We start from the raw sequence: 12,562 nt of genomic DNA, 5'->3' as shown, positions 1-12,562 counted from the left end.
TAAAAAAAAACATCAATATTAGTGCTTAATTAAAACCATTAATCAATGCATAACAAACTACACCTAACCTATCTAATATTACTTTTGAGTTTAAACAGCTTTTCTCAGGAAAGTTACAAATTGTATGATAAGGTAACTGTAATTAATTTAGAATCGAGTATAGAAGCGGATAGTATAAATTTTATTGTTGTTGATACTGATATAACACAAAAAAAACCTGTTTTTTTATTTTGTCAAGGCTCTCTGCCGTTACCTATGTTTATGGGGATAAAAGGTACTGATTCACCATTTTTCTTTGGTGGTGGAATTTCTAATTTTAATTTTAATGCAATTACTCAAAAATATCATTTAGTGGTTATCTCTATGCCACATACACCAATTTTTGTAGATAGTACTCATTTAAGCCCATATGGTAATTTTTATATACCAGACCCTAAGCAACCACAACAAATTTTAAAAGAGTTTACGGAAGCAGATTATTTAAATAATTATGTTGATAGGGGGATAAGAGTATTAGATTTTTTGAAAAAACAACCTTGGGTAGATACTTCTAAGTGTGTTGTTTTCGGACATTCACAAGGTAGTAAAGTTGCTACAAAATTAGCTATACAAAATAAAGACATCTCACATATTGGTTTAAGTGGTGCAAACCCATTTGGTAGAGTAGATCAATTTATTAGAATTGCAAAACAGGATGCTCGTAACAATAAAATTACTTGGAAGGAAGCGGAAAAAAGAATCAATTTAAATTATAAATATTATGAGGATTCATTTAATCCAGATTCACTGAAAGTTAATAGTTACTTAAAAGGATATAACTCATTCTCAGAGCCATTATTTGATGATTGGTTGGCTCTAAACATACCAATATTTCTAACTTATGGAACAGAAGATAACGCAGCTGAATTATGTGATATAATGCCTTTATTTTTTATAGAACAAGGAAAGGATAACCTAACAGTTAAACGTTGGGCCAATTGTGACCATAATTATTTCCTTTTAGATGAAAATAAACAGCCAGACTATAAAAAAGGACATTGGGATGATGTTATCACAACGTTCTTACAGCATATAGAGCAACCACCACTCAATTAACATTACCTTTTTAGGAAATGGTTTAAAACATTATTATTACAGAATCTTCTTTTCTATACTGATAAAGGAGGTTTATCATTTGGTAAATACTGATAAGATAGGTGTTCAGAATAAAATTGAAATATACTTAGTAAGTAGTATCACCTTTATAAAAAACATATTTTTATATTTTTTCAGCAAAATTCATAATAAATAGATCGATGAAATTCGTTTATCTAACTAATCTCATTTAAAAATCTATATATGAATCGCACCTTTATTTATTTATTAATTGCCTCTCTAAGTCATGTTACTTTTACATCTTGTTCTTTAACAGAAGAAGTTCCTTCTGATATTTCTGATTATGACAATGTAATTACAGTTAAGAATATTGATTTTCTTGAAAGCTTTGATAATTCCACAACGTTTATGTTTCAGAATGGTGTAATCCACCTGGAAGAGAACGATAGTGTATCTACATATAATAACACTACTGTAGATACATGGATAATGGAAAAGACAATGGAGGAAATGAGAGCAGTAGGGTACGAATACACGAAGACAAAAGCAATTAACGGTGCAGATTTAAGCATTCTACTGTATATAAATAACCAAAATATTAATGCAGTTACAGCATGGCCTACTGCTTCTTTATGGGATAAAGTATGGGGAGAGTATGGTTATTATCCATATTATAGCTATTCTATGGTTAGTAGCTTTGTGTACGATCAAAGTGCTATAATTGTAGAATTAGTTGATAATAGAATAGATTTAATAGTAGATAATAGGATTGAGCATCCTGTAATTTGGCAAGGCTTTCTGGCTGGGGCTACTGATGCTGATACAGAGAGTAATCAAAAAAGGATAGAAGATGGTATACATTTAATGTTTAAAATATCTCCTTATATCTCTGTAAAGTAAAATATACTGAAATATTGATATTATGGATAAATTAAAAATTATAATAATTACACTAGGTAGTATTTTGGGATGTAGTCAATTCACTTTTTCTCAAGATTTTATTGGTTTGTCATATAGTATTGGTATTCCAACCGCAGCGGTAAATAAATCTATTTCAGATGCTTCTTTTAAAGGAACAGATATAGAATTTAGACACTTTTTTACAGAAAATATATCAGGTGGCTTTACTATCGGGATGCGTAATTTTTCTCAAGCATACGGCAATCAAGTATACACATCAGATGTAGTAGCACTTACCGGAGAAACATTTAAAGATGCAACTGCACTTTCTACTGTTTTTACTTCACATTATTATTTTCAGAAATTTAAATTTATTCAACCTTACGCTGGATTAGGAATTGGAGGGGCAGGTGTATTTTATAATGTACAAGTTGGTGGTATAGCCACATCTGATGTGTATTGGGGGTTCACATTTGTTCCAGAAATTGGATTACTTATTCCTTTAAGAAATAGTGGTACTTCTATTTTATCAAGTGCTAAATATAATTATCAAACAGGCTCAAAAGGGCATGATAGTGTTGGTTATTGGGCATTTAATATTGGCATTGCTTTAGATTTTTGATTGTATTCATTTTCATAGTTTCAGAATAATTTTAATAAAATAACGCTTTATAACTGTTAATGCATTAAACTAATTGTAGTGTAGTATCGTTTTAAAAGTAACAGTGTAACATATTAAGTTATTTGTTAGCTGTTACTATTAACTTGGATAAAGAAAAGATTTGTCTTCTTTATTTATTGATTTCAGAATGTATATCAATTTAGTTAATAGGAAGTAAAGAATTAAATGTAATTTATAAATAGTGAACCTCTTAAACTCCTCAATATTATGTCTTTAAAATCAACAATTAGTTCAATTAAATTATTTCTAGTTAGTCTTTTTATTTCTTCATTGATGTTTTCATGTAGTAATGAAAATACAAAAATTACAGAAAAGCAATCAGAAGCATTTTATGATTACGCCTATCCTTTAGTAATGATGAAGATAAGCCAAGATGCAATGCTTACTTCACCATTAAGAAAAGGTGATGATGTGAATAAATTTATCATGTTTAAAAAATTGGCTCAGCCTGAAAATACTGCTGTAGTTTTAGGTAACCGTAATACGCTTTACTGTGTAGGGTGGGTTGATTTAAGTGAAGGACCTGTTTTATTTGAAATTCCAGATATGAATAAAAGGTATTATGTTATGCCATTGATAGATGCATGGACAAATACATTTAAAAGTTTTGGATCACGAACAACAGGGCAGAAAGCACAAAAATATTTTCTAACCTTAAGTAGCTACAATGGTAAAGTACCTGATGGGTATGAACGTGTAAATTGTCCTACTTCTATGGTTTGGATTACAGGTAGAATACAAGCAGATAATGATGCAGATGCTCTTGTTGCCAATAAGCTTCAAGATGAATATATTCTTAGACCTTATACTGCAAGAGTAAATAAGTACAAGCCAACTTTTCAGGCCATGAAAGTGAAAAAACCTGTACCTTTTTCTTTAGCAATGGATACAGAAACATTTTATACAACTTTCTTTGATATGTTAAGAACAAACCCTCCGGCTGCTGCCGATGCTGCCTTCTTAAAAGACTACTCATTCTTTAAAAAGAATGTAAGTTATAATGATCTTGACGAAGCTACTAAAGCAACATTAAAAGCAGGTTTAGAAAAGTCAACAAAAAAATTCTTAGGTATATTTTATAAAGGTAATGAACAAAAAACAGCTTGGGATTTCAAAATCGAAGATATGGGAGATTGGGGTGTTGATTATAGCAGAAGAGCTTATTATGCTGTTTGGGGTATAGGAGCCAATATACCTCAGGATGCTGTATATGGTGTATCTCAGTTAGATGGAGATTTAAAACAACTTGAAGGAACGAATATTTATAAAATTTCATTTCCTCCTAATGGCACTCCAGAAGTTGGTGGTTTCTGGTCAATTACTGCTTATAATAATGAGGGTTATTTAGAAGCGAATACAGAAAAAAGATATGCTAGCGGAAGTAATATGGACATTAAATATAACAAAGATGGATCATTAGATTTATACCTGTCTTCTAAGCAGCCAAAAGGGGTTTCTGATTACAATTGGATTCCTACACCTAAAGGAACTTTCAAAATATTATTTAGAATGTATTGGCCAAAAGAAAGCATTTTAGATGGTTCTTACCAACTGCCAAATATTAAGAAAATAGATTAAGGTATTCTTTAAGAAATAAGGATATAAGAATGATAGTTAACCTCATCTTATATTCTTATTTCTAGTATAAATAACAAAGTGGAAATTACAGTTAACTGTTAATTAAAAAAACGGATTACAATAAAATGCGTAGGATAGGAAAAGGAATTGTGCTTTAGTTATAAATAGTAAGAAAAATGAAATTCACAGAACGTAAAATAATGTCCTTCTCTTTAGGAGCAAATGCACTATTAGCATTATGTGGGTTATATTTTGGTTACACAGCACACTCATCTGCCATTTTAATTGATGGCATGTACTCAACATTACTAACTGTAATGTCTTTCTTATCGTTAGGTGTTATCTATTTATTAAAAAAGCCAGTATCAAAATCTCATCCATTTGGGTATGCATCTTATGAGCCATTAATTAATTTATTCAGAGGGTTATTAATAGTAATGGTCATTCTTTTTGGAATGTCAGAAAGTATACATTCGTTATCTGAAGGAGGGAATATACCCGATTTTACAGCATCAATGTATTATTTTGTGCTCTGCATGTCGGGTTGTGTAATTGCGTATATAGTTGTATTAATTGGAAGTAAGAAAATACCATCCCCAATATTAAAAGTAGAAACTACAAATTGGTTAATGGATACACTGTTAACTGCAGGTATGGGAGTTTCATTTTTAGTAGCTTCTTTCTTAAAAGATACATACCCGGAAATTATTTCTTATGTAGATCCAATTATCACGATTATATTAATGCTTTCTATTTTAAAGATGCCTTATAAGACAATTAAAGAGTCTGTAAGTGAATTGGTGTTGATGGAAGCAAGTGAAGAAATTACAGATAGAGTGCATTCCATTTTAAAAAGACATGAAAGTACTGATGAGGTTGTTACTCATCAAAAATCTGTAACAAAAACAGGTAGAGAAGTTTATATTCTTTTAGTTATTCTTCTTAATAAAAAGACAAAAATCAGCATAGAAAATCAACTTTTTAATTCCGTAGAAAAACAAGATCATTTTAGAGCAGAATTATATAAAGAATTAAAAGATATTTCGGAGAGTTTAAAATTAGATGTCTCTTTTACTTATGATAAACGTTGGCTATAGTACACAATAAGTAAATGCTCTAAAATAATAATTTTATAAATAGCCCAGACTTTAAACCGGTTCACCTATTCATTTAGGAAATCGGTTTTTTTTTATATTCTTTGTAGTTGAATATCATCAACATATAAAGTACTTGAACTACTTTTTTTGGTTAAGAATTGAAACGTAAAACTATCAATTTCTGTGTCTTTTTTTACTTCAAAATGTTGTTTTATTGTTACCCATTTTTCATTAGGTAAATGTTTAAGAGGTATAATTATTTGACTTAATCTATTTTCGCTTGAAAATATAAAAGATTGAAAATTACCTGCTTTCTCTTTCCATATTTTTGCTTCAAAAGAATAACGTCCTTTCGGGATGGCAGTTATTTTAGTTTTACTTTCAAACTTTGGATTTAAAAAGTTAGAAGTAGCCATTATTTTTAAGCATTTATTTCCAGAAGCTGCACGTTCGCTAGAAATAGACAACTGATTATTCTCTTTTCCTAAATTCCAATGTGTATATTCTTTTTGTAAACTTTTTAAGTTTGTATTTTCAAAAGGACCTTCGAACCCAAAGAAGTTTTGTGATAAAAGGTTTTCTTTCTTTTTTTGCCACAAACGTATATAATCAATTTCAAATTGAGCGGGTAATTCGTTTTCACGAGGTAATCCATAAGTAGGTTTTGTTTGTGTATCAATCCATAATTCAAGTGGGTTATTTAACACCCAAGCATGTTTTAAATCCTCTCGTTTTAAATGATAAATTAGAGTGCCATCAAAATAAAGTTTAATATAATTTTTATTCCATTCGCAACCATAAGTATGGAAAGCACTACTTACATTACTAGATATATCATAGTTGTAGTTAAAATAGGTATCAAGTTTATCTTTATTTGTTTTTTCACCATTGTTGATTGCAACATTGTATAAAGGTTTAGATAATTTTGTTTTAGGAGTAGGTATTTGTTGAAATATCTCTAAACCAGATTCGTACCCAGTAGCCCAAACTGAACTACAAATATTAGCTGAGGCTGTTTTTGCTCTAATTTCTAAATAACCATTTAAAAAAGTATGTTTACTTACAATTGCTCCAGTAGTAACATTTTCGTAGTTTCTTCCTTCAACGGTAGCAGTACTAAAAGGAAAATTCGGTTGCCATAAAGCTCTAATAATTAGTTTTCCGTTTTTTACAAATACATTATGTTCGGCATATTCCGATGGTGCATTTCCTTTCCATTTATAAAAAGTATTGTTTTTTCCTTGTACAAACCATTTTGTAGAATCAATCATAGGATCATTAAAATCATCGCTTATCTCTTGGTTTAACACCCATTCATTTGTGGGCTCAAAACTAAATATCGGAGTGTGCTGCTTTTTTTCTATGTCTTCTGCAATAGGAGTGTCATTTGATGTAATCTGTTGACAGGAAAATAGAAAGAGAAGTAATATATAGATATGAAATTTGTTTACTTGCATGTTCTCATTTTTTAGAATTAAATGATGACCACAAATTAGTAAGCGTACTACATTTTTACTGTCTAATAATTATCTATTACGTTTTATTTTGCCTCTATAAATAGGGTAATTTTGATGAAGTATTTATATTTTATGTTTTATAAATTTAGCTATTTAGCAGACGGTTTTACTGCAATTATTTTTTATTAAGTAATTAGTACAGAATTAGGATTTACTTTTTTGATGATTTTAAACTTTACAAAACGCTCAATTAAACAACTTAATCTACTAGCTTTCTCAGTGTTATTTATATTATGTGGAAACACAACGCTATTAGCACAAATTAGTGGTTTTGAGGTAGATATATCTAAACAATTAACTATTGAAAATGGGCTTTCTCATTTTGGAGTAACCTCTATTGCTCAAGATAATAATGGGTTATTATGGGTGGGAACTTTTAAGGGCTTAAATATTTTTGATGGTTATGAATTTAAAACCTTTTATCATTCTACAGATTCTGGGTTGGTAAGTAATAGAATACATTCTTTATACAAAGACGAAAACAACAATATTTTAATAGGAACAGAAAAAGGAGTGTCTGTATATCTTTATCAAAAACAACAATTTAAAGTACTTTATACAAATAAAAATACAATTGGCGAGGAACTAGGTCCATACATCAATAAGATAATAGAAACGCATGATTATATTATCTGTAATACTTTAAAAAAAGGTGTAATTTTGATAAATAAATCAGATTATTCTTTTCATTCTATTATCCTTCCTAATTTTATTAATATAGGTAGTTTTAAATCATTCAATATTGATAAAATAGACAATGATAACATTCTACTTGCAACTAATTCGGGTATAATTAAAGCAACATTAAGTACTGGTAAATGTAGAAGAATTCTTGAAGGAGATTTTCCATTTTGTTTAGACATAGCATTTGATGGCAACTCCACTATTTATGCCTTAAATTATAGGTTTTTGGGTATTATTAGTATTAAAAACGATAACTATAATTTAAAAGCAATTGCGTTTAGTGGAGAAGATTACTCGCAAATTGAATTAGGAGAAAATGGAGAATTATGGTTAATGAAAAATAATAATGATTTGGCCGTAATTGGTAATCCTACTTATGTTAAAAACATAGATAAACAGGTAGTTAAATTCTCTTTTACTTCTGAATTTACTCGATTAAGTAGTATTTTATTAACTGAAGATGGAGGTTGGATTGGAAGTTTTAATCAAGGACTTTTTAAATTTAGAAGTGAAGAAAGACCTTTTAAATATTCTAATTTAAAAAATAATGGGCAGGTAGTGAATACATCTAGTCAGGTAGTTAGCATGATAACTCTAGACCATGAACAGGTAATGATAACACTGAATGCTAACAATGCTAAGGTTTTCAATATTAATAACAACTCGATTAAAGAGGTAAAACAACCTGGAGTGTATAATCAGGTAATTACAAGAGTTCTAAAAGATACATACGGTACAATTTGGGGAGGTAGTTTAAGAGTGGGCGTTTTTCAGAAGAAAAACCTTGTTGTTCCATGGAAACAATTAATGAGCCCTGAATATCCTATTTTAAATGATGAATCAGTTCGTGGATTTTCTCAAGATAAATACGGAGATATATGGGTAGCTGGTTTACGAAAATTATATAGGTTTTCTATGCACTCTAATGGTAAAATTAAAGAAATAGAAGTAATTAGGAACCTTGGTAATGTGCCCTATAATTATAACCTAGCTACAAAAGTTATTTATGCAGACCCAAAACAAGATTGTATATGGTTAGGTACACAATCAGATGGTTTATTCCGTATAAATTATTCTCATAACAAACCATTGACAGAGGCTACATTTCAACATTTTATCCCTATTAAAAACGACACAACATCATTACCAGTTTATGCAATAAATTGTATGCAACGTGTTCCCAATGGCGATTTATGGTTAGGAACTTTAGAAGGAGGGATTACAAAAGTTATTGAAGAAAATGGTTTAATTAAATTTAAAACATTTACAGAAAACGACGGTCTGGATGATAACGACGTGATGACGTTTCAATACGACAATAAAGGGCGGTTATGGATTGCAACCAACCAAGGTATTAACCAGTTTGATCCAGAGACAGAAAACTTTAGAAATTATACCACCGAAGATGGCTTGGTACCTGCTTCTTTTGAAGTGAGTTCTACTAAATTACTAAATGGGATGATGGTTTTTGGGGGTAATAATGGAATTTGCTATTTCAACCCAGACTTGGTTCCTAATGAGAGTAATATTCCGCCTCTTCTGTTTGGAGATCTAAAGGTGCATAACCAAATAGTAAGAGTAAAAAGCAAAGACAATAAAGAAGCTATTTTATATAAACCACTAAATGATTCTGACGAAATTACTCTTGAGTATAATCAGAGAAGTATTTCAATAGAACTTATCTCTTTGCATTATTCCAATACTGAAGCCCACCACATTCGCTATCGTTTATTACCCAAAGACAACTCTTGGTTAGAAGTAACATCAAATAATAAAATCGTAAACTTTAGTTTATTACCACCCGGAGAATATACATTCGAAGCACAGGTATCGAACTCAAAAAATGAATGGTCGCCAACAAAAAGAATAAAAATTCATGTAAAGTATGCTTGGTGGAATTCTAATGGTGCAAAAGGGCTTTATTTCATTCTTATATTTTTAGTAATTGCTATGGTGATGTTGACATTATTACGCATGAAAACTTTAGAATATAATTTACAAATAGAGCAATTTGATAAAAACCGTTTAGAAGAATTAGATGCTGCAAGGTTAAAATTATTTATGAATATTTCGCATGAGTTTAGAACACCTCTTACGCTAATTAGTGGTCCTATATCTGTTCTAAAAGGAATGTTTGAGACAAATCAAGATGCATTTCAACACATTGATTTAATACAAAGACAGTCAAAGAAAATGTTTCAGTTAGTAGAACAGGTGCATGATGTTAGAAAGGCTGATGAAAATATTCTAAAATTAAAATATACTACTTTCGATTTTACGGACCTTGTTACTGATGTAAAACAAGATTTTGATAAACTAGCAGAAGATTCTAATAAAAAGTTGATTTTAGAAGGAGAAGCAAATAAACTTTTTGTTTTGGCAGATGAGCATAAATTAGAAGTAGTAGTCAATAATCTTTTAAACAATGCTTTTAAATTTACTAGAAAAGGAGATACAATTTCTATCACTTATAATGTGAGGAAAGGAGGATTATATTTAAGTGTTTCTGATACAGGAATAGGAATTCCAGAAGAGGATTTAGCACATCTATTTAAACGTTTCTATCAATCAAGCAAAGGCGAAAAATATTCTGTAGGTACAGGTATTGGGTTGGAATTAACCAAGATGCTTGTAGAAATGCACCAAGGTGAAATTAAGGTGAGTAGTATATTGGGTGAAGGGACTAAGTTTGAAGTGTTTTTACCTCTAGAGATCCGTAAAGAAGATGTGTTAAGTGAGAAACGTATAGATGAAATTCTATCATTAGAATCACATGATGAGAGACAAAGAGTAGAAGATCAAGTAATTGATTTATCAGAAATTATTCAAGAAAACGAACATAGTGATGTTACTATTTATTATGTAGAAGACAATACCGACCTTAGAAACTTTATTACAAAAATATTAAACCAGTATTTTGCTGTAGTTACTTTTTCTAATGGAAAAGAGTGTATGGATGCTTTAGAAAGTGAATGGCCAGATTTAATATTGAGTGATATTATAATGCCCGAAATGAATGGTATTGAATTATGTAAACAAATAAAAAGCAATCCCAAAACAAATCATATTCCTGTTGTTTTGCTTACTTCTAGGTCATCAACAGAAGAAAAAATTGAAGGACTAGAGGTAGGAGCAGACATGTACATTACTAAACCTTTTGAGGTAAAACATTTAATTGCCACTTTCAAAAATATTTTAAATAATAGAAAAACGCTCCAAACTAAATTCCAGGTAGAAGCACCAATGCCCTTAAAGAAGAAACAAAAAACAGAGGAAGATAAAATTTTTGTGAATAAATTTTATAAACTGCTAGAGGAGAACCTAACCAATGAAAATATAGACTTAGAAGAATTTGCTAAAGAACTTTACATGAGTAGAAGTCAGTTTTTTAGAAAAGTAAAAGCTATCTCAGATACAACACCTCAGGATTTAATTAGATCATATAAATTAAAAAAAGCAGCAGAATTACTTTGTGAAGGTCAATATTCTGTTGCCGATGTAGTGGTTATGGTTGGTTTTAAAAGTAGAACACATTTTAGCAAATCGTTTAAAGAGATTTATGGAATTACTCCAAGTAAATATGCGGTAGCAAAAAAAGTAGAGTAGGTCATTTCATTTAAAAACAACCTACTATCTATTACTTTACAGCTATTGCATCTACTTCAATCTGCATACCATCTAATGCTAATCTTGGAACGGGTATAAGCGTACTTGTAGGATAGAAAACCTTAGCCCAGAGGGAAGTCATTTCTTCACTCCATATTTTTAATTTTTGCTCATCATGATCTACGATTAAAACTGTAATTTTTATAATACTTTCCGGTTGTAAATCATATTCATCTAATATAATTTTAAGGTTTTGGAGTACAACTTTTACTTGAGTTCTAAAATCTTTAGATAAATAATGGTTTAATCCTTCTCCGCCACTTTGCCCAGAAAAATAAATATATTCTGCATTGGCAGGGATTTTTATTGAATGGCAGTAGCCATTAGGTGTTGGATCATATAATTTTTGTGGATTGTTGTGAGTGATTTTCATAATCTAATGGATTTATTAAATGGTTTTTATTATAATTTATTTCCAATAAAATAGTATTGTTATAGGGTGTGTAAATCGTTTTAAAGATATGATTGTGAATTTGTTAACTATTTTATTATGGTGTAAAGGTACTACGTGAAAATGGCATTGTACTTTACATATGTTGATTCTGAAATTATTTATGAACCTTTTTTCTTATTCTGCTTAATTGAGTTGGTGTAATTCCTAAGAAAGAAGCGATGTATCTTAAAGGGATTCTTTTTTCTATACCTGGATTTTGATCTATATATTCTAAATATCTATCAGAGGCATCTTTTAAAACGATATCAATTTCACGCTTTTCTTTGTCAATAACCCAATGTGTTTCTAAATATGATAAGTAGAAATTCTTTAGGTCAAGATTTTGATCAATTATTTCTTTATACTCTTTGTAGTGTATTTTTAAAAGCGTTGAAGGTTCAATAGTCTCCAAAGAAAAATTAGAAGGGCTTTGAGTTAGCGCAGATACTTTAGAACCAACATTAGAATTTTCTAAGAAGATATTTTTATGATACAATTTGCCTTCTTTGTTTAAATAACAAGAAATAACAGCTCCCTTAATAAGAAAATAATTGTATTTAGACACCTCCCCAACACGTAGTATTTCAATCTCTTTATCAAAAGAAACTACTTCTGATACATTTAATAATTTCTGAATACTTTCTGTAGACACACTTGAATATTTATCAAGTATTTTTTTAAGAAAAGGAATGTATTCTTGATGCTTTGGCATAAAATAAATTAATCTTTAGTGTACTAATAAAATACATCAAATTAACGTAAAGAACATTCATCAACTTTTACAAATAATAAAAATCGTATTTATAGTACAATAATTTATAGAAATACTAGTCGACTAAACATATGTCTAGTGATGGTAAGATTTCGTTCTTTACTTTTGCATACCATTATATAACCATAAATAAAAGAT

9 protein-coding genes are annotated in these 12,562 nt (G+C 29.7%); 6 read left to right on the top strand and 3 right to left on the bottom strand.

The window, feature by feature from the left end; genetic code table 11:
* The first annotated feature begins 45 nt into the window (after nt 1–45).
* From KM029_RS20580 to KM029_RS20560, 5 genes are all read left to right on the top strand, one after another.
* Nucleotides 46–1,095: a hypothetical protein gene (locus tag KM029_RS20580; protein WP_144076734.1), complete on the top strand. Its 1,050-nt coding sequence runs from the start codon at nt 46–48 to the stop codon at nt 1,093–1,095.
* A 243-nt stretch (nt 1,096–1,338) separates the two neighbouring features.
* A complete protein-coding gene (locus KM029_RS20575; protein WP_144076733.1) occupies nt 1,339–1,995 on the top strand; it encodes a DUF4136 domain-containing protein in 657 nt (218 codons plus the stop codon).
* 22 nt (nt 1,996–2,017) lie between these two features.
* The gene (locus KM029_RS20570) at nt 2,018–2,617 is read left to right on the top strand and encodes a hypothetical protein (RefSeq protein WP_144076732.1); all 600 of its coding nucleotides are present in this window, start codon (nt 2,018–2,020) and stop codon (nt 2,615–2,617) included.
* A gap of 267 nt (nt 2,618–2,884) precedes the next feature.
* Nucleotides 2,885–4,255: a DUF1254 domain-containing protein gene (locus KM029_RS20565; RefSeq protein ID WP_144076731.1), complete on the top strand. Its 1,371-nt coding sequence runs from the start codon at nt 2,885–2,887 to the stop codon at nt 4,253–4,255.
* 176 nt (nt 4,256–4,431) lie between these two features.
* The gene (locus tag KM029_RS20560) at nt 4,432–5,352 is read left to right on the top strand and encodes a cation diffusion facilitator family transporter (RefSeq protein WP_144076730.1); all 921 of its coding nucleotides are present in this window, start codon (nt 4,432–4,434) and stop codon (nt 5,350–5,352) included.
* Nucleotides 5,353–5,444: 92 nt separating this feature from the next.
* Here the strand turns inward: KM029_RS20560 and KM029_RS20555 are convergent, their stop codons facing one another.
* Nucleotides 5,445–6,809, bottom strand: coding sequence for a family 16 glycosylhydrolase (locus KM029_RS20555; RefSeq protein WP_144076729.1), 1,365 nt, complete (start codon nt 6,807–6,809; stop codon nt 5,445–5,447).
* Nucleotides 6,810–7,088: 279 nt separating this feature from the next.
* Between KM029_RS20555 and KM029_RS20550 the strand changes: the two genes are divergently transcribed.
* The gene (locus tag KM029_RS20550; RefSeq protein WP_158631231.1) at nt 7,089–11,159 is read left to right on the top strand and encodes a hybrid sensor histidine kinase/response regulator transcription factor; all 4,071 of its coding nucleotides are present in this window, start codon (nt 7,089–7,091) and stop codon (nt 11,157–11,159) included.
* Nucleotides 11,160–11,190: 31 nt separating this feature from the next.
* On the opposite strand, the gene KM029_RS20545 is transcribed toward KM029_RS20550, so the two are convergent.
* Together KM029_RS20545 and KM029_RS20540 are read right to left on the bottom strand one after the other, a co-directional pair.
* Nucleotides 11,191–11,592 (bottom strand): RidA family protein, encoded by a 402-nt coding sequence (locus KM029_RS20545; RefSeq protein ID WP_144076727.1) that lies wholly within the window; start codon nt 11,590–11,592, stop codon nt 11,191–11,193.
* Between the two features lie 175 nt (nt 11,593–11,767).
* The gene (locus tag KM029_RS20540) at nt 11,768–12,364 is read right to left on the bottom strand and encodes a Crp/Fnr family transcriptional regulator (RefSeq protein WP_144076726.1); all 597 of its coding nucleotides are present in this window, start codon (nt 12,362–12,364) and stop codon (nt 11,768–11,770) included.
* Between the last annotated feature and the right edge of the window lie 198 nt (nt 12,365–12,562).

It is taken from the genome of Flammeovirga kamogawensis, assembly GCF_018736065.1.
In the GTDB taxonomy this organism is placed as follows: Bacteria; Bacteroidota; Bacteroidia; order Cytophagales; family Flammeovirgaceae; genus Flammeovirga; species Flammeovirga kamogawensis.
This window is presented reverse-complemented; position numbering and strand designations above follow the sequence as displayed.

Bases quoted from the DNA above. Each gene is read 5' to 3' on its own strand.
- KM029_RS20580 (WP_144076734.1), top strand. From the start codon at position 46: ATGCATAACAAACTACACCTAACCTATCTAATATTACTTTTGAGTTTA.
- KM029_RS20575 (WP_144076733.1), top strand. From the start codon at position 1,339: ATGAATCGCACCTTTATTTATTTATTAATTGCCTCTCTAAGTCATGTT.
- KM029_RS20570 (WP_144076732.1), top strand. From the start codon at position 2,018: ATGGATAAATTAAAAATTATAATAATTACACTAGGTAGTATTTTGGGA.
- KM029_RS20565 (WP_144076731.1), top strand. From the start codon at position 2,885: ATGTCTTTAAAATCAACAATTAGTTCAATTAAATTATTTCTAGTTAGT.
- KM029_RS20560 (WP_144076730.1), top strand. From the start codon at position 4,432: ATGAAATTCACAGAACGTAAAATAATGTCCTTCTCTTTAGGAGCAAAT.
- KM029_RS20555 (WP_144076729.1), bottom strand. From the start codon at position 6,809: ATGCAAGTAAACAAATTTCATATCTATATATTACTTCTCTTTCTATTT.
- KM029_RS20545 (WP_144076727.1), bottom strand. From the start codon at position 11,592: ATGAAAATCACTCACAACAATCCACAAAAATTATATGATCCAACACCT.
- KM029_RS20540 (WP_144076726.1), bottom strand. From the start codon at position 12,364: ATGCCAAAGCATCAAGAATACATTCCTTTTCTTAAAAAAATACTTGAT.